General features: G+C 70.0%; 16 protein-coding genes. 8 read left to right on the plus strand and 8 right to left on the minus strand.

Annotated features, from left to right (window positions below):
* Positions 1–14 precede the first annotated feature (14 nt).
* A complete protein-coding gene (locus tag EDM22_RS11320; protein ID WP_122937164.1) occupies positions 15–1,184 on the minus strand; it encodes an ABC transporter ATP-binding protein in 1,170 nt (389 codons plus the stop codon).
* A 1-nt stretch (position 1,185) separates the two neighbouring features.
* Positions 1,186–2,118: an ABC transporter permease gene (locus EDM22_RS11325; RefSeq protein ID WP_245989336.1), complete on the minus strand. Its 933-nt coding sequence runs from the start codon at positions 2,116–2,118 to the stop codon at positions 1,186–1,188.
* A gap of 267 nt (positions 2,119–2,385) precedes the next feature.
* On the opposite strand from EDM22_RS11325, the gene EDM22_RS11330 reads away from it, so the two are divergent.
* From EDM22_RS11330 to EDM22_RS11340, 3 genes are read left to right on the plus strand one after another with little or no spacing between them, the layout of a single operon-like run.
* Entirely contained in the window at positions 2,386–2,748 is a 363-nt protein-coding gene (locus tag EDM22_RS11330) for a hypothetical protein (RefSeq protein WP_138708069.1), read from the plus strand.
* On the plus strand, positions 2,745–5,030 hold the full coding sequence (locus EDM22_RS11335; protein WP_122937167.1) for a hypothetical protein: 2,286 nt from the start codon (positions 2,745–2,747) through the stop codon (positions 5,028–5,030). The genes EDM22_RS11330 and EDM22_RS11335 overlap by 4 nt, the downstream gene beginning before the upstream one ends.
* 46 nt (positions 5,031–5,076) lie before the next feature.
* Positions 5,077–6,600: a DUF2142 domain-containing protein gene (locus EDM22_RS11340; protein WP_138708070.1), complete on the plus strand. Its 1,524-nt coding sequence runs from the start codon at positions 5,077–5,079 to the stop codon at positions 6,598–6,600.
* Between the two features lie 57 nt (positions 6,601–6,657).
* Here EDM22_RS11340 and EDM22_RS11345 read toward each other — a convergent pair whose 3' ends face one another.
* Positions 6,658–7,947 carry a nucleotide sugar dehydrogenase gene (locus EDM22_RS11345; protein WP_122937169.1) on the minus strand — a complete coding sequence of 430 codons (1,290 nt, stop codon included), beginning with the start codon at positions 7,945–7,947 and terminating at the stop codon, positions 6,658–6,660.
* 230 nt (positions 7,948–8,177) lie between these two features.
* Between EDM22_RS11345 and EDM22_RS11350 the strand changes: the two genes are divergently transcribed.
* Positions 8,178–9,320 carry a glycosyltransferase family 4 protein gene (locus tag EDM22_RS11350; protein ID WP_170964099.1) on the plus strand — a complete coding sequence of 381 codons (1,143 nt, stop codon included), beginning with the start codon at positions 8,178–8,180 and terminating at the stop codon, positions 9,318–9,320.
* A 41-nt stretch (positions 9,321–9,361) separates the two neighbouring features.
* Positions 9,362–10,426, plus strand: coding sequence for a non-hydrolyzing UDP-N-acetylglucosamine 2-epimerase (gene wecB / locus EDM22_RS11355; RefSeq protein ID WP_122937171.1), 1,065 nt, complete (start codon positions 9,362–9,364; stop codon positions 10,424–10,426).
* On the opposite strand, the gene EDM22_RS11360 is transcribed toward wecB, so the two are convergent.
* Genes EDM22_RS11360 through EDM22_RS11380 form a run of 5 tightly spaced genes read right to left on the minus strand, consistent with a single transcriptional unit; the run spans position 10,416 to position 15,775 of the window.
* Entirely contained in the window at positions 10,416–11,594 is a 1,179-nt protein-coding gene (locus EDM22_RS11360; protein ID WP_122937172.1) for a glycosyltransferase family 4 protein, read from the minus strand. The two genes, wecB and EDM22_RS11360, sit on opposite strands and share 11 nt — an antisense overlap.
* Positions 11,591–12,583: a Gfo/Idh/MocA family protein gene (locus EDM22_RS11365; protein ID WP_122937173.1), complete on the minus strand. Its 993-nt coding sequence runs from the start codon at positions 12,581–12,583 to the stop codon at positions 11,591–11,593. The genes EDM22_RS11360 and EDM22_RS11365 overlap by 4 nt, the downstream gene beginning before the upstream one ends.
* Positions 12,580–13,677 (minus strand): DegT/DnrJ/EryC1/StrS family aminotransferase, encoded by a 1,098-nt coding sequence (locus EDM22_RS11370; RefSeq protein ID WP_122937174.1) that lies wholly within the window; start codon positions 13,675–13,677, stop codon positions 12,580–12,582. Before EDM22_RS11370 ends, EDM22_RS11365 begins: the two co-directional genes overlap by 4 nt.
* Positions 13,670–14,263: an acyltransferase gene (locus EDM22_RS11375; RefSeq protein WP_122937175.1), complete on the minus strand. Its 594-nt coding sequence runs from the start codon at positions 14,261–14,263 to the stop codon at positions 13,670–13,672. The genes EDM22_RS11370 and EDM22_RS11375 overlap by 8 nt, the downstream gene beginning before the upstream one ends.
* Positions 14,264–14,302: 39 nt before the next feature.
* On the minus strand, positions 14,303–15,775 hold the full coding sequence (locus EDM22_RS11380) for a lipopolysaccharide biosynthesis protein (protein WP_122937176.1): 1,473 nt from the start codon (positions 15,773–15,775) through the stop codon (positions 14,303–14,305).
* 150 nt (positions 15,776–15,925) lie between these two features.
* Between EDM22_RS11380 and EDM22_RS11385 the strand changes: the two genes are divergently transcribed.
* From EDM22_RS11385 to galE, 3 genes are read left to right on the plus strand one after another with little or no spacing between them, the layout of a single operon-like run.
* Complete coding sequence (locus tag EDM22_RS11385; protein WP_376917925.1) at positions 15,926–16,645, plus strand: glycosyltransferase family 2 protein; 720 nt, start codon at positions 15,926–15,928, stop codon at positions 16,643–16,645.
* Between the two features lie 27 nt (positions 16,646–16,672).
* Positions 16,673–17,047, plus strand: coding sequence for a DUF2304 domain-containing protein (locus EDM22_RS11390; RefSeq protein ID WP_212591941.1), 375 nt, complete (start codon positions 16,673–16,675; stop codon positions 17,045–17,047).
* Between the two features lie 42 nt (positions 17,048–17,089).
* Positions 17,090–18,055, plus strand: a complete 966-nt coding sequence (gene galE, locus EDM22_RS11395) for a UDP-glucose 4-epimerase GalE (RefSeq protein ID WP_122937178.1) — start codon at positions 17,090–17,092, stop codon at positions 18,053–18,055.
* The last annotated feature ends 91 nt before the right edge of the window (positions 18,056–18,146 follow it).

Genomic DNA, 18,146 nt, shown 5'->3' on the forward strand with positions numbered 1-18,146 from the left:
CCGTCTCCCGAGCGTCAGGCGGCGCTGACGCTCGGGAGGAGGCGGAGCGTTCCGGAGCCGGGTGCGAGCACCGGGACGTTGAAGCTCGTCGCCCCCGGCGCCTGATCGAAGTTGCGCCCCGTCTCGTCCCCGAGGCCGAGGTTGACGATGTACCTGCCCGGGCCGAGCCGGAGGTCGGGAAGCGTGACCGTGATCCGATGCACGCCCTTCGCCACCGGAAGCGACGTGTCGAGGTCGAAGGTCGTGACCTCGTACAGCCGGAGCCCGAGCGGAGTCTCGATCGAGAAGCCGAGGCCCCAACCGGGAACCGGGTCGACGATCTCGACGTCGATGTCGATCTCGACATCGATTCGCGCATCACTCACGACCGTGCGCGAGTCGATCGACCGGAACATGTACGGCTCCGCCTCGCGACCGGTGTGCGAGTGGACGACCGCGGCGAGACGATCCTCCTCGTATCCCGCCCGGAGGATCCGAAGGCCCTCCGCGGGGTCGCCGTCGTGCCGGATCAGGCCGCCGTGCAGGACGACGACCCGGTCGCAGAGACTGCCGACCTGATCCGCTGAATGACTGACGAGGATGATCGTGCGGCCCTCGTGCTGGAACTGCGCGATCTTCTCCATGCACTTGCGTTGGAACGGCTCGTCTCCGACCGCGAGCACCTCGTCGACGAGGAGCAGGTCGGGGTCGACGTGGACCGCGACGGCGAAGGCGAGCCTCACGTACATCCCGGAGCTGTAGAACTTCACCTGCGTGTCGATGAAGTCGCCGATACCGGAGAATTCGACGATGTCGTCGAACTGACGATCCGTCTCCTGGCGCGACAGGCCCAGGATCGATGCGTTGAGGTACACGTTCTCGCGACCCGTGAGGTCTTGGTGGAATCCGGCGCCGAGTTCGAGGAGTGCCGCGAGGCGGCCCCGCCTCGAGACCGTGCCCGCCGTGGGTTCGAGGATTCCGCCGATGACCTTGAGGAGCGTGCTCTTGCCGGAGCCGTTGTGCCCGACCAGGCCGACCGTGGAACCGACCGGGATCTCCATGGTGACATCCCGAAGTGCCCAGAAGTCGTCGACGTGCTTGCGCGAGGTCCGGAAGTTCACCAGCCGCTCCTTGAGCGACTTGTCCTTGTGCATGACGAATCGCTTCGAGACGTTCTGGACGGAGACCAGCGAGGGGTGCTGCATGTCAGAGCTCCTGTGCAAAGTTGCCTTGCAGGCGATTGAAGATCCGCTGGGCGAGCCAGAGGAGGCCCACGCTCACCACGAGCATGACGAGGAGGCGGAGCTCGAGGTTCTCCGGCCATGTCTGCGCGAATGCGCCCGTCGCCTCGTCCCCGGCGGCCCAGAGCGAGCGCTGCATCGAGATCACGGCGATGGTGACCGGGTTCGCAAGGTAGAGCTCTTCCAACCACCCGCCCTGCAGGGCGTCGTGGACGAACGTGAACGAGTACACGATCGGGGAAGCCCAGAAGAGCACGACCAGTGCCACCTCGACCAGGTGCTGGGTGTCACGCAGGTACACGTTGACTCCGGCGAGGATCAGCCCGACGGCGGTCGAGAACAGGGTCAGCATGATGATGGCGAGCGGTGCGAGCAGCAGCCGCTCGTCGGTCGGGAAGCTGGCCAGGACGAAGATGGCGGCGAGCAGCACCAGGAACTGGACGAAGAAGTTGAACATCGCCCCGCCGACGGCGCTCAACGGGTAGATCTCGCGCGGGAGGTAGACCTTCTTCACGAGCCCGGCGTTGCTCAGGAGCGACGTCGTCGAACTCGCCACGACTTCATTGAAGAGTCCCCAGGTGGTGAGGCCGACGAACACGAAGATGGCGAAATCCGGGATCGCCCGCGCCAGACCCAGGATCTGGCCGATCGCGAAGTAGTAGATGAGCAGTGAGACGATCGGCCGGAAGAGGCTCCACAGGATGCCGAGCGTGCTGTCTTTGTACCGTGCGCGCACCTCACGACGCACCAGGAGCCCCAGAAGCTCGCGCTGCGACCAGATCTCGGCGAGCGATTGGCCGGTGCCGGAGAAGAACGGCGAACGCCGACCCACCACTCGCATCGGTTCGAGCGCGATGCGCTCCGCGCGGCGTTCAGCGTCGCTCGCCATAATGCTCATGTCCTCCGTGGGTGCATACCGCGGCCCCTGGTGACGAATGGGCGACGCGCAATCCAAACGATTCTACGTTCTCCGTCAGCGCCGTGTTGCCGCTGGCATTCCCGGCCGCACGCCTAGGGTGAAGGAAATCGCGAGTACGGGGGTGCAACGGTGGAGACACCGGCTCGGAGGCGGCGGTTCGCACGATTCGCCGGCGGTGCGGCGTTCGCCGTATCCGCTTCCCTGCTCGCGGGCTGCGTCGCCACCGTTCCGTCGGCGCCTCTCGGCGTGTCCGACAGCCCGGCCCCCACCGAGACCGCCGACAAGCCGGTGAACTCGGAGGCTCCAACGACGCGCGAGGCGGTCCTCGTCGTGGTGGGAGTCGATGTCGCGGGCACGAGCGTGCTCGCGACCGGATACGTCTCCGGAGTCATCGAGGACGGGGGGCGGTGCGTGTTCGAGTTCACCCACGACGCCGACGTCGTGACGATCGAGCAGGCCGGCGTCGCCGACCGGATGTCCACCTCCTGCTCGTCGGGCCAGGTGCCGCTCGAGCGATTCGACCGCGGGACGTGGATGGCAGTCCTCGCCTACGAGGGCCTCTCCGGTGAGACGACCACATCGGAACCGATCGATCTGGAGATCCCATGAGCGCCCTCGGGAGGATTGCGGCAACCATCGGTCTCATCGCCGTCATCCTGCCGCTCGGAATCACCGGCGCCGCTCCGAGCGCCGCGGCCGCCGACGCCGCCGACTTCCAGCCCGGGTACCTCATCAGCGATGAGCTCTTCTTCGACGGCGGGGCGATGTCCGCATCCGCGGTGCAATCGTTCCTCGTCGGCAAGGTCCCCACGTGCCGGTCCGGTTACGTCTGCCTGAAGGACTACAAGCAGACGACGTCCAGCCGGGCAGCGGAGAGCGGGCTGTGCGGTCCCTACGCCGGTGCGACGAACGAGAGTGCGTCGACGATCATCGCGAAGGTGGGCGTGGCGTGCGGAGTGAGCCAGAAGGCGCTGCTCGCACTGCTCGAGAAGGAGCAGGGGCTCGTCACCGACACGTGGCCGACGGACCGCCAGTATCGATCGGCGACCGGATACGGCTGCCCCGACACTGCGGACTGCGACGCCCAGTACTACGGGTTCTCCAACCAGGTGTACATGGCGGCCCTGCAGTTCAAGCGGTACGCAGCGAATCCCACCGGCTGGAACCACGTCGCGGGGCGGACGAACTACATCCGCTTCCACCCGGACTCGACGTGCGGGTCGAGCGCTGTCTTCATCAGGAACCAAGCCACCGCGGGGCTGTACAACTACACGCCGTACCAGCCGAACGCAGCTGCGCTCGCGAATCTCTACGGCACCGGCGATGCATGCAGCGCGTACGGCAACCGGAACTTCTGGCGGATCTACTCGGACTGGTTCGGATCGCCGACGGGTCCGTCGAGCCTGGTCCGGACTGCCGACAACGCGACCGTCTACCTCGTCTCCGGTTCGGTCAAGTATCCGGTGACGAGCCTGTCGACGCTGACCGCGCTCTCGCCGCTCGGCCCCGTGAGCTTCGTCTCCCAGGCGTACCTCGACCGGTACACGACGTTGCAGCCCGTCGGCCGCGTGATCCGAGGGCCGGACGGGACCATCTACTTCTACGACGCCGGCATCAAGCTGCCGTTCACGAGTTGCCAACTCGTCGTCGACTACGGCGGATCGTGCACCTCGGCAGGCTTCGTGCAGTTGACCGCCGAGCAGGTCGGCGCGTTCGTCACCGGACCGGCCATGCGTTCCGTGCTCGGGACCACCGAGGGGTCTCGCTATTACGTGACGCAGGGGACGCGACGCGAGATACTCGACGACCGATCGCAGGCGGAAGCGGGGATCTCGGGCGGCTACAACGTGCTCACCGAGAACGCCGTCGCGGGCCTCGCGTTCGGACCCCCGATCGTGCGCGATTCCGTCCTGCTCACCCGACGCGGAGGCGGCTACTTCTTCCTGAGCGCCGGCTCGAAGTACGCCGTCGACGCCGGCGCCGCCGCGGCATCCGGCCTGCCCGCACGATCCTCCGGCACGCTCCGGCCCCAGAGCCTTGCGCTCATCCCGGATTCGGGCATCCCCTTCCGGGGTGTCGTCACGGGCTCGACCGACGGCACCAAGAGCATCCTGAGCGGGACGGGCAGGTACCGGTGGACCGGCGGCGTGGGATCGGGCGACGCGCCGAAGGTGCCGGCATCACAGGAGTTCGTCGAGAGCTTCGGGCTGCTCGGCGATGTCACGGTCGGCTCGGCCATCAAGGCGGCGGACTCCGCCACCGTGTACATCGTGATGAGCTCGCAGATTCTGCCGGTCGGCTCGTGGAGCGCGCTGGTGGCGCTGCAGAACTCGACGTCGCCGAAGATCGCCGTCGTGCCCGCCGCGATGATCTCGACGCTCCCGAAGGGTCCCGTGGCGCTCACCGCCGGGAGTCTCGTGCGAACCCCGGGCGAAGCGACGATCTACCTCGTGAACGGCGTGACGAACAAGGTGCCGATCTCGAACTTCGTCTACACGAACGAGGCGGGAATCACCTCATGGACCTACACGACGCAGGAACGCCTCGACGCCTACCCGACCGCGGCCGGGCCGTTGGGCTTCGGAATCGCCTGTGGGACGGAGAACCTCGTGAGTGCGGGAGGCGCCGTCCACCGCGTCGATCCCACGCTCGCGAGCGCCTTCCCGGTGAAGTACACGGCGCTCGACGAGTTCACGTGCAGGCTGCTGGAGCGCGGCATCGATGCGAGCGCCTTCATCCGAACGCCGGACGGGAGCATCTACCAGCTCAAGGATGGTCAGAAACTGCCCATCACCTCGATGGCGAGGTTCGCCGAACTGAGCGGCGGCTCCGCCTGGCTGAGCGTGTCGACGGCGTTCGCTGCGCAGTTCCCGACCGGGCCGAGGGCCTGACCCCGGGGCGGCCGGTCGGCCGTGACTCGGCCGCTAGGCTGACTGGGTGAATTCTGCCCCCCCGACGTCGATGAGGCGGCGCTTCAAGGCGCTCTTCCTCGTGCCCGCACTGCTCCTGATCGCACTCGCCGCGTGGGCCGTCTCCTCCCCGATCGGGTCGAGCCCCGACGATGACTTCCACCTGACGAGTGTCTGGTGCGCGACGGGCGATCGGCCCGGACTGTGCGAGAGCACCGGGGACAGCGAGACGCGCAGCGTCGCGCGGGAGATCGCGTCGGCACCGACCTGCTACGCCTTCAAGCCCGCCGAGAGCGGCGTCTGCCAGGAGACGACGGCAGCCGGGGGTATGACCGAGACCACCCGCGGCAACTTCAACGGCGGATACCCGCCGGTGTTCTACGGCTTCATGAGTCTGTTCGCAGGCGCGGACGTCGGGACCTCGGCGATGGTCATGCGGCTCGTCAACGTCGTGCTCTTCGTCGCGACCACGACCGTGCTCTTCTGGCTCCTGCCCGTGCCGCGACGGGCGACACTGCTCTGGTCATGGACCATCGGGCTGATCCCGTTGACCACGTTCCTCCTCGCGTCGAACAACCCCAGCTCGTGGGCGATCATCTCCGCGGGCACGGTGTGGTTGTCGTTCGTCGGCTACGCGGAGAGTGCCGGGTGGCGCCGGGTGGCGCTGGGTGTCCTCGGCGTGGTGGCGGCCATCCTGGGGGCCGGAGCCCGCACGGACGCGGCGGTGTACGGCGCGATCGGCGCGATCGTCGCGATCGTGCTCACCCTCCGTCGCGATCGACGGGCGCTGCTCGGGGCGATCCTCCCGGCAGCCGTCGTCCTCATCATGATCGCGGGCTTCCTCTTCACGGGCCGGCAGTCCGGCGTCGTGACGGGCGGCTTCGGCGACCACGACCTGCCCCCGGGGTTCACGACGGGAACGCTCGCACTCGACAACCTGGTCCGCGTGCCCGAACTGTGGCTCGGCACGTTCGGAACCTGGAGCCTCGGATGGTTGGACACCCCCCTGCCCGGGATCGTGACAGTCGGCTCCGCGTTCGTGTTCGCGGGCATGATGTTCGTCGGCATCGCGTCGAGCTCGCTCAGGAAGTGGCTCGCACTCGCACTCGTGATCGGCGCAGCGTGGACGCTCCCGGCCTGGATCCTCCTGCAGAGCAAGGTGCCGGTCGGTTACGAGGTCCAGCCGCGGTACATCCTTCCGCTGGTCGTCATGGCGGGGGGAGTCGCGCTCCTCGTCGTCGGGGCGAAGCACCTTCGGCTGTCGACGCCGCAGCTCGTCATCCTCGCCGTGGCCGTCTCGGTGTCCAATGCGGTCGCGCTGCACGTGAACCTCCGTCGGTACCTCACGGGTCTCGACAATCACGACTGGAATCTGGATCGCGGCATCGAATGGTGGTGGCAGAGCCCCGTCTCCCCGATGACCGTGTGGGCCATCGGCACCCTCGCCTTCGGCGCGGCGATCGTGATCGCGGTCCTGGAAGCCCGTCGTCTCGGAGCGGTCGAAGCGGCCCGGGATGCCGAGCCGTCGACGGCGGCACCCGTCAGCGCCTGATCGGCGAGGTCGCCGGCGCGCGCGTCACGCCGGCGACCTCCGGATGTCGGATGCCGCTCAGGCGGCGCCGATGACGCGGTACTCGCTTCCGGGCCACGACCCGCGCGTGCTGATTCGCCGACCATCGACGACTGCCTTCACGCCCGGGAGATCGTCGGAGGTCAGTTCCGCGTAGTCCCGATGGTCGGTCTGGATGACCGCTGCGTCGACCGGCGTGCCGAGGGAGTACGGCGTGAACCCGATCCGCTCGAGCTCCTCATCCGCATAGAGCGGGTCGTGGACCGAGACCACGGCACCGCGGGCGACGAGCTCGTCGACCGTCGCGAAGACGCCCGAGAAGGCGGTCTCCTTCACGCCGCCGCGGTACGCCGCACCGAGCACGACCACGCGGGCGCCGCGGAGGTCGCCGTACGCGGACTCGAGGAGGTCGACCGCGTGGGCCGGCATCGCGGCGTTCGCCTCGCGCGCCGCACGCACCACCGTCGCGGCGGGGTCGTTCCAGAGGTAGAGCCGCGGGTAGACCGGGATGCAGTGGCCGCCGACGGCGATGCCGGGACGGTGGATGTGGCTGTACGGCTGCGAGTTCGACGCCTCGATGACCTTGTAGACATCGACGCCGATGGTCTCGGCGTACCGGCCGAACTCGTTGGCCAAGCCGATGTTCACGTCTCGATAGGTCGTCTCGGCGAGCTTCGCGAACTCGGCCGCCTCGGCGCTGCCGAGGTCCCAGACGCCGTTCGGGGTCGTCAGGTCGGGCCGATCGTCGAAGTCGAGCACTGCCCGGTAGAAGTCGAGCGCGCGGGCCGCACCTCGGTCGGAGAGCCCGCCGACGAGCTTCGGGTACTTCCTGAGGTCCTCGAACACGCGGCCGGTGAGCACTCGCTCGGGGGAGAAGACGATATCGAAGTCCTCGCCCTCGACGAGGCCCGAGATCTCCTCGAGCAGCGGCTTCCACCGGGACCGTGTCGTTCCGACGGGGAGCGTCGTCTCGTAGCTGACGAGCGTGCCCGGGGTGAGGTGCTCCGCGACCGACCGGGTCGCTGCGTCCATCCAGCCGAAGTCCGGCCGGGCGTCCGCGTCCACGAACAACGGCACGACGATCACCACGGCGTCGGCCTCGGGGATCGCCGCTCCGTAGTCGGTCGTCGCTCGCAGGCGGCCGGCAGGCACCAACTCGGTGAGTGCGTCCTGGAGACCGGCCTCCCCGGGGAACGGCTCCTGCGCGGCCATGATCGTGTCGACCGTGTGCTGGTTCACGTCGACGCCGATGACGTCGTGCCCCTTCGACGCGAACTGCACGGCGAGCGGAAGACCGATCTTCCCCATCGCGACGACCGCGATCCTCATCAGGCTGACTCCCTTCGGGCGCTGCGCGCCTCATGACCAAACTCAGCAATCATACGACCCGGTGCTCGCGTGACCGGTCGGGGTGGACCACCCTCGCCCCCGGGTGGAGGCCGGCGCCGTCTATCGTTGAACGAGGTCGGGCGCCGGATCGTCGGCGATGCCCGGCCGCACGATTGCGAAGGGGAGAGTACATGGGCCGGGAGGCACGCGGTGGCAGGACCCCGCGACGGGTGGTGGTCCTCACGACCTGGTTCCCGAGCGACGACCGCCCGACGCAGGCCCCGTTCAACCTCCGGCATGCCGAGGCGATCGGAGATGTCGCCGAGGTGCGCGTCCTCCACGTGCGATTCGGCGCGACGGGGCGGGCGGCGGACGAGGTCTACCACGGAGTGCGGGTCCGCCGCCTGCCGCTCTCGGCGAGACATCCGCTCACGGCGCTCGCCACGCTCGCCGCGGTCCGTCGGGCAGTGCGCTCCTCGGATGTCGTGCACACGATGGCGTTCTCGTCGATCGGCGTGCTGCTGGCCGCGGCGCCGTTCGGCCGAACGCCCTGGGTGCACACCGAGCATTGGAGCGGTGTCGCGCACCCCGAGTACGTGTCGCCCCGATGGAGACGGCTGGCATGGCTGCGTGGGGTGCTCCGCGCCCCTGCCCGGCTCACGGCGGTCAGCCGCCAGCTGGCCGACGTGCTGGTGCGATTCAGCTCCGCCGAACGCGTGTCCGTCGTCCCCTGCGTCGTGGAGAACCCCGAGCCGGTGTCGGCGCCGCCGGCCTCGCCGCCGCTCGAACTCGTGTCGGTCGGCGGGATCGTCGAGGGGAAGCAGCCCCTCGTCGCGGTGCGCACCCTTCGATGGCTCGCCGACCAGGGCGTCGACGCCCGTCTCACCTGGGTCGGCGACGGTCCGATGCGTGCCGAGATGGAACGGGAGGCCGGCGACCTGCAGGTCGCCGACCGCGTTCGGATCACCGGCTTCGTCGACCCGGATGACGTCTTCGGCTACTACGCGCGGGCCCGGGTCTTCTTCGGCCCGACCCGGAGCGAGACCTTCTTCGCTGCCGCGGCCGAGGCGCTCTCGGCGGGCCGGCCGGTCGTGGCGGCGGATGTCGGCGGCTTCACCGACTACGTGAGCGAGGCGAACGGCGTCATCGTCGACGAGCTCTCTCCCGCCTCGTTCGGAAGCGGCATCCTGCTCGCCGCGGAGCGGTTCGAGGACGTGCCTCCCGAGCGGATCGCGACCCCGATCCGGTCACGCTTCAGCCGCTCCGCCATCGCGGGCTCCTTCGACGCCGTGTATCGCGCCGCGGAAGCGGATCCCGCCGCGCCGTACGCGTTCCGGCTCCTCGCCGTCGGCCGCAGCCGGCGGCCGGCCTGACCGGACGGAGGCTCGCGCCGCCTCCGTCTAGACTCGAATCCATGCACGTTCTGAGCGTCGTCGGCGCCCGCCCGCAGTTCGTCAAGCTGGCCCCCATCGCTCACGCGCTGGAGGGCCGCGCCCGCCACACCGTGGTGCACACGGGCCAGCACTACGACGACAACATGTCCGACTCCTTCTTCCGCGACCTCGGAATCCCCGCGCCCGACGTGAACCTCGCCGTCGGCTCCGGTCCGCACGGCAAGCAGACCGGCTCGATGCTCGCGTCGCTCGAGCCCGTCTTCGAGGACTACCGCCCCGACTGGGTGCTCGTGTACGGAGACACGAACTCGACCCTCGCGGCCGCGGTCGCCGCGGTCAAGCTCCACCTGCCCCTCGCGCACCTCGAGGCGGGTCTGCGCTCCTTCAATCGGCGGATGCCGGAGGAGCACAACCGCGTGCTCACCGACCACGCCGCCGATCTGCTGCTCGCGCCCACCGAGGTCGCGATGCGCCACCTCGACGACGAGGGGCTCGCGGATCGCAGCGTGCTCGTCGGCGACGTCATGACCGACGTGCTCTACCGCACCCGCGATCGCGTGGCCGCGGCGCCGCCGTCGTCGACCGGGCTGCCCGACGGCGAGTACCTCGTGGCGACGCTGCACCGGCCCGACAACACGGACGACCCGGCGCGGCTGGAGGCGATCGTCTCCTCGCTCGCCGGGCTCGACCGTCCGGTGCTCCTCGTGGCGCACCCGCGTCTCGTCGCCGCGGCCGAGCGCGCGGGAGTCGAGCTGGCCCGCGGTCCGATCCGCGTCATCGCGCCGCTGTCGTACCCCGAGCTCGTGTGGGCGGTCTCCAACGCCGCCGGGGTGGTCACCGACTCGGGGGGACTGCAGAAGGAGGCGTTCCTGCTGCGGGTGCCGTGCACGACGGTGCGGCCGGAGACGGAGTGGGTGGAAACGGTCGAGCTCGGCTGGAACGTGCTCGTCGGCGACCGGCTCGGGGAACTCGCGTCGGCAGTCTCCCGCCCGCGGCCCGCCGAGACCGCCGCGACGCCCTACGGCGACGGCCACGCGGCCGAGCGGGTCGTCGACACGCTGCTGGAGCGCCGAATCAGCGTCTGATGGCCCCGAGCACGGCACGGGCCGCCTTGGCGCCCGCTGCCGACAGTGACGCGTTCTCGTCGACCCATCGCGACCGAGCCGGGCGAGCGGCTTCCGTCTCGCCCGTCGCCTTCGCCCTCGCCGCCGCGATCATCGCATCCGCCACGGCATCGGGATCGTGGGAGGCGCTCCAGCCCAGGCCGTTCTCGTCGACCAGGGCAGCGGCGACCCCCGTGCCCGCGAAGACGACCGGAGTGCCGCAGGCTGCGGCCGCGTACACCTTGGTCGGCTTCGCGAAGTCGTACCCGAGGCCGGGCGTGATGCTCGCGAGCGCGGCGGTCGCGCCGCGCAGCCATTCCGCAGTGCGCCGTGGCGGGATGACTCCGCCGAGCACCACTCGATCGGAGAGCCCGAGCCGGGCCGCCGCCTCGGCGATGCGACCGGACTCGGAACCGTGGCCGAAGAACCGGATGCCGGCGTCGGGGTACTCGGCGAGCACGCGGGGGAGCGCTTCGACGAAGATCGCGGGACCCTGCCACTCCGACATGATGCCGGTGTACACGTAGGTCGGGAACGGCAGGTCGGCGCGCTCGCCCTCGATCGAGAAGAGGCCGGTGTCGATGCCGTTGCCGACCGTGACGACGCGATCCTCGGCCACGCCGAACGCGACCACCTTCTCGGCCACCTCGTCGGAGACGGCGATGACCGCCGCCGCGCGGCGCAGGACCCATCCCTCGAGCCCGCGCATGACGGCGATGAGCCCCCTCGAGGAGCCGAGGGCGATGAGACCGTCAGTCCAGACATCCGCGGCGTAGTAGACGAAGGGCCGGCGCCGCAGCCACGAGCTCACGGCGACCATGAACCCCGTCGTGGGCGGCGGCTCGGCGACGACGACGTCCGCTCGCCGGAACAGCAGCCGGAAGAAGAGCGGGATGTCGAAGCTCAGGTACTGCACGTAGCCGCGCACGTTGCCCGAACGGTCGCGCAGGACCGGCGCGCGGGCGATGCGGACGCCGGGTGCGTCGGCTTCGCCCTGCGCGGCCTTCGGCGGACGGGTCGTGACCACCACCACATCGGCGCCGGCCTCCACCAGCCCGAGGGCCAGGGCGCGCAGCCGGAACGATGCGGCGCCGACCTCGGGGCTGAAGAGCCGCGTCGCGACGAGCGCTCGTCTGGTGCCGCGCGTCACTCGGGAACGCCGACGGTGGTGTGGGTGGCGGCGGACTCGAGCACGGCTTCGGCGACCGCGATCGTGCGCAGGCCGTCGCGCAGCGTGACGATGTCGTTGCGGACACCCAGGACGGCATCGCGGAAGGCCTCGTGCTCGAGGCGCAGCGGCTCCCGCTTCGCGAGGGCGAAGCGCGTCACGGCGCCCTCCGACACCCCGCGGAACGCGGCCACGGAGTCCCACTCGGTGGCGACCGTGCCGTTCTCGTAGAACGTGAGGTCGCCGGTGAGCGTGTCGGCGACGAACGCGCCCCGCTCGCCGGTGACCACGGTGACTCGCTCCTTCATGGGCGAGAGCCAGTTGACCAGGTGACTCGTGATCACGTCGTTGGCGAGACGGCCGGTGAACGACACCATGTCCTCGTGCTCCCGCCCGCTGCGCACCGTGGTGTGCGCGGAGACCGTGGCGAACGGGCTCTGCGCGAGCCACGCGCTCAGGTCGATGTCGTGGGTCGCGAGGTCCTTCACGACCCCGACGTCGGCGATCCGGGCGGGGAAGGGACCCTGCCTGCGCGTGGCGATCTGGTACACCTCGCCCAGGTCGCCGTCCGCGATGCGCTGGCGCAGGCTCTGCAGCGCGGGATTGAAACGCTCTATGTGGCCGACCGCTCCCACGAGCCCTCGACGCTCGAAGGCCTCGACGATGCGGCGACCGGAGGCGGAGTCGCCCGCGATGGGCTTCTCGATCAGGACGTGCACACCGGCATCGGCCAGCCGCAACGCGATGCCCTCGTGCAGCACGGTGGGCACCGCGACGACGGCGGCGTCGAGGCCCGCGCCGATGAGTCCCTCGACGTCGGCGTGCAACGGAAGTTCGCCCGCGACGTGGTGCGGGTCGCCGACCGCATCGGCGACCGCGACGAGCTCGACGCCCGGAGTCTCGCGGATGACCCGTGCATGATGCCGGCCCATCATGCCGAGCCCGATCAGCCCGATGCGCAGCTCGCTCATGCGCCGGCTCCCACGAGCCTGTTCACGGCCTCGACGATCCGCTCGAGATCCGCCGCGCTGAGCGAGGGGTGCACGGGCAGCGAGAGCACCTCGCGCGCCGCGCGCTCCGTCTCGGGCAGGTCGATGTCCCGGCTGAACGCAGGAAGGCGGTGGTTCGGGATCGGGTAGTACACGCCGGTACCGATGCGGTACTCCTCGCGGAGCGCGGCAGCGAGGCCGTCCCGGTCCTCGGGCACCCGGATCGTGTACTGGTGGTAGACGTGCGTCGCCCCCTCGGCGACGTGTGGGGTGCCGACGCCCTGCAGGTGCTCGTCGAAGAAGGCGGCGTTCCGCCGGCGGTCCGCGGTCCAGCCGAGCACCTTCCGCAGCTGGGCGCGGCCGATCGCCGCGTGCACGTCGGTCATGCGCGCGTTGAAGCCCACGATCTCGTTCTCGTACTGGCGTTCCATCCCCTGGTTGCGCAGCAGTCGAACCCGTCGGGCGACATCGGGATCGCCGGTCGTAACCATGCCGCCCTCGCCCGACGTCATGTTCTTGGTCGGGTAGAGGCTGAACATCGCGAAGGTGCCGAAGCTGCCGACGGGGGCGCCGCCGAACGTCGCACCGTGCGCCTGCGCCGCGTCCTCGAAGAGCTGCAGCCCGCGCTGCTCGGCGAGGTCGCCGAGCGATCGCATGTCGGCGGGATGCCCGTAGAGATGCACGGGCAGGATCGCCGCGGTGCGATCGGTGAGCACCGCCTCGACCGCGGATGCATCGAGGCAGAAGTGGTCGGGCTCGATGTCGGCGAACACGGGGGTCGCACCGGTGAGGGCGACGGAGTTGGCCGTCGCGGCGAACGTGAACGACGGGACGACGACCTCGTCGCCCGGGCCGATGCCGGCGGCGAGCAGGCCGAGGTGGAGCCCGGCGGTGCCGGAGTTCACGGCCACGGCGGCCCGGCCGTCGACGAGGACCGAGGCGAACTCCTGCTCGAAGGCGGCCACCTCGGGGCCGCCGGCGAGCATCCCGCTCGCGAGCACGGCGTCGACCGCGGCGCGCTCCTCGGCGCCGATCAGCGGGCGGGCCGCCGGGATGAAGTCCAGTTCCTCAGTCATCGGCCAGCTCCGTCAATTCGTCTCCATTCTCGATGTAGCGCGCACCCGTGCGCGGGCACCGCCATTCGTCTCCGACGCGCTCGAGCGGCTCGCCCGCGCGGCCCACCCAGCGGATGCGCCGCGCCGGCACGCCCGCGACGAGCGCGAAGGGCGGCACGTCCTTCGTGACCACGGCGCCCGCCGCGACCATCGCCCATCGGCCGATGTGCACCGGTGCCACGCAGACGGCTCGTGCGCCGATCGAGGCGCCTTCGTCGATGGTGACCCCGACCGCGTCCCAGTCGTCGGCAGTCTTGAGCTCGCCGTCGGGCGTGACGGATCGCGGGTACGTGTCGTTGGTGAGCACGACCGCCGGCCCGATGAAGACGCCGTCGCCGAGCACCGCGGGCTCGTAGACGAGCGCGTGGTTCTGGACCTTCACGTTGCGGCCGAGCCGCACGCCGGTGCCGATGTAGGCGCCGCGGCCGATGATGCAGTTCTCGCCGAGCACCGCGTCCTCGCGGATCTGCGCGAGATGCCAGATCTTCGAGCCGGACCCGATGGTCGCGCTCGCAGAGACGTCGGCTCCGGATGCGATAGCGACCACGGATGGTCCTTTCGGGGTGGAGCGAGGGATGGGGTGGGATCAATTCCGCATCGACGTTAGCATGCGGATCTCCGGCGTCATGAGGGCGGCCCAGACGGCGACGTAGGCGACGGATGCCACGAGGATGCCGAGCAGCGGCCAGTCGAACGCCTCGGCGGCGACGATGATCAGGGCGGCGCACGCCACGCCGGCCGCGAACCGGATCCAGAGCCAGAGCCACGGCATCCCGTAGCGACGCCACACGACGAGGATCGGGCCGAAGCCCGAGACGAGGGCGCCGACCAGGTAGCCGAGGGCGACGCCGGTCGTGGAGGCGAACGGCACCAGGGCCGTCATCGCGATGAGGCCGAGCGCCACGCCTCCTGCGCTCAGCAACGAGGCGAGCCGCACGCTCGAGCGGCCTCCCGCCTGCAGCAGGGTGACCGTTCCCGCGCTCAGCGTGACGGCGAGACTGGCCGCGAGGAGGATGCGCAGGTCGGTGGCGCCCTCGGTGAACCCCGGACCGTAGACGATCGAGAGCAGCGGTTCTGCGAGGATCGCCAGCACCCCGAACACCGCCCCGAGCGCGAAGACCAGGCCGCGCGTCGAGAGGTCGGCCTGGCGCACCATCGATCCGTCGTCGTCGCGGCCGGAGGCATGGGCCATCGTCGGGAACAGTACGAGGGAGAGCACCGAGCTGAGCAGCGAGGCGGGCGTCGCGATGCTCAGGGCCGCCGCGTACCATCCGGCTTCGTCGCCGGTGCCCACCCAGTTCGCGATCACCATGGTGAGCTGGATGAAGCCGCTCGTCGCGAGCGCCGACAGCGACCCCCACAGGATGAAGGCGTTCATCTCGTGGCGCAGCGCATGCGGCAGCGGCGTCCGTCCGCGGCCCTTGGGCCGACGGGGCCACCCGGCGATGGCGTAGAGGCCGTATCCGACGGCGAGCGGCAGCAGCACGAGCTCCGTCCAGCCCAGGGCGAGGAACACGAGGAGCAGGCCCAGCCCCACCACGAGCGTGATGACGTCCCAACCGGCGACCCGGCTCACGAGCCCCGCCGAGAAGTACACGCCGCGCACGAACGAGTAGGCCGAGAGGGTGAACGCGAGGAGGCCGCCCGTGACGGCGAGCGGGATCGAGTGGGATGCGACGATCGTGTAGACGATCACGCCCGTGGGTGCCGCGACGAGTGCCGCGGCGATGAGGGCACCGCGTGAGAGGTACGCCGCCGACGACCACGCGAGCTCGAGGTCGCCGCGGCCGCGGGCACGGGCGATGAACTTCACCGCGGCGTTCCCGCTCGCGATCGGGTACGCGAGGGAGGCGATCTGCGCGACGGCGATGGCGCCATTCGTCGTGGCGAGCACGGCGGGCCCGAGCCACCGGCCGATGAGCACGCTGTAGAGGAAGCGGAGGATGCCCTGCAGGCCCACGCTCGCGGTCGACAGCACGCTCCGCTTCACCATCGCGGGCTGGTCCTCGGTATCGAGGTCGACGCGGCCGAAGAATCGGTGCGGTACCCTCGAAGGCATCAGGTTCGTCCTCGGTCGCGGCCGCACAGGTCGAGCGGCGGACGACCCGCCGGCGGCATGGCGGCAATGCTACCAAGCGCGGTCACGCGGTTCGGCAGCGCCGACGAGACGACCGAGTAGTAAGCCCCGCGACGACCGGCACCATGACGTGTGCCGGCACGGGTCGCAGAGGAAGCCGAGGAGCACACCATTTCCACCCCAGTCGAGCAGCGAACGTGGCTGGTCGTCCCCCTCTACAACGAGGCGACGGTCGTGCGCGCGGTCATCGAGAACGCACGCGCCGTGTTCCCCAACATCGTGTGCGTCGACGACGGCAGCTCCGACGAGTCGGTCGGCGAGGCACGCGCAGGCGGCGCCGTGGTCGTCGAACACCCGTTCAACCTGGGGCAGGGGGCCGCGATCCGCACCGGCCTCGACTACGCGCTGCGCGATCCCGGTGCCGACTACTTCGTGACGTTCGACTCCGACGGGCAGCACCGGGTGGAAGACGCCCTCGCGATGGTGCAGCGCCTCGACTCCGAGCCGCTCGACGTCGTCATCGGCTCCCGATTCCTCGACGGGCGCACGAAGCCGGGAGCGCTGAAGCGCGTCGTGCTGAAGCTCGCGGTCGCGTTCGAACGGCGGAGCACGGGAGTGCAGCTCACGGACGCGCACAACGGTCTTCGCGCGCTGAACCGGCACGCGGCCCGGTCCATCGAGATCGACCAGAACCGGATGGCCCACGCATCCGAGATCGTCTTCGAGATCGGCAAGAAGAAGCTGCGGTACGCCGAGCAGCCCGTCCACGTGGTCTACACCGACTACACGCGGTCCAAGGGGCAGTCGATCTGGAACTCGGTCAACATCCTCAACGATCTGTACCTGAAGTGAGCGAGGACTGAATTGGACACTCAGCTGGTGATCAAGGTCCTGCTCATCGTCGTGTTCGCGGCGTTCGCGGTGTTCCTGATGCTGCCCGGTCGCGGCGTGCGGCACGTCGCCATCCGGCGCATCGTGATGCTCGCACTCCTCGTCGTGGTCGTGTTCGCCGTCGTCTTCCCGTCGAGCCTCAGCACCATCGCGAGCCTCGTCGGCGTCGGCCGTGGCACCGACCTGCTGCTGTACGGCCTCATCGTCGTCTTCATCGGCAACTCGCTGATCGAGCACCGGCGCGCTCGCCAGCTCGAACGGCAGATCACGGTGCTGGCCAGGCGGATCGCCCTCGACGAGAGCCCGGAGCCGTCGCGCCCCCGCGCGACCGAGGCCGACGGAGCGGAGCCCACCGAGCGCTGAGGGCCGGCGGGCCGCCCGTCGGGGGTCACGTAGACTCGACGGGTGCGTGTGGTCGTGACGGGTGGAGCCGGATACATCGGAGCCCACGTCGTCCGGCTTCTGGCATCCCGCGGCGATGACGTCGTCATCGTCGACGACCTCGTCACCGGCGTCGCTGATCGAGTCGCCGGTGCGCCGATCGTCGAACTCGACCTCGTCTCCGACCGGGCGGCCGACGCGTTGTCCGTCGCATTGCGCGGTGCCGACGCCGTCATCCACTTCGCGGCCCGCAAGCAGGTCGCCGAGTCGGTCGCCAGGCCGGCGTGGTACTACCGGCAGAACGTCGGCTCGCTCGCCGTCGTGCTCGAGGCGATGGAGTCGGCCGGCGTCCGGCGACTGGTGTTCTCGTCGTCGGCGGCCGTGTACGGCGCGACCGAGGGCAGCCGGATCCGCGAGACCGAGCCGACCGTGCCGGTGAACCCCTACGGGGACACGAAGCTCGTCGGCGAGCGCATGGTCGCGGCATCCGTGGCCGCATGGGGTCTCACGGCCGTGAGCCTCCGGTACTTCAACGTCGCGGGCGCCGGGTGGGACGAACTGGGCGACAGCGCGGTGCTCAACCTCGTTCCGATGGTGTTCGAGCGGATCGACCGCGGCGAGCCGCCGATCATCTTCGGCGACGACTACGACACGCCAGACGGAACGTGCATCCGCGACTACATCCACGTGCTCGACCTCGCCGAGGCGCACGTCGCCACCCTCGACGCGATGGCGCAGGGCGCGCCGCGGCACGACGTGTTCAACGTCGGAACGGGTCGCGGCTACTCCGTGCGCGAGATGGTCGAGGCGATCCGGGAGCACGCGGGCTCGACGGTGCCCGCCGAGGTGCGTCCGCGCCGTGCGGGCGATCCCGCCGTCGTGGTCGCCGATCCGTCCGCGATCCGCGATACCGTCGGCTGGGTCGCGCGGCGCGGCCTCGACGACATCGTGACGAGTGCCTGGTCCGCGCACCGGTTCCTCTCGCGCTGAGGCGCTCACAGGCCCGAAACATCCGTCGGATATCCTGAGCCATCGCACGCCCGAGGACTGGAGGCAGGGGATGGAGCAGGCAGCGCCAGGC

The sequence above is a fragment of the Agromyces tardus genome, assembly GCF_003710805.1.
Lineage (GTDB): Bacteria > Actinomycetota > Actinomycetes > Actinomycetales > Microbacteriaceae > Agromyces > Agromyces tardus.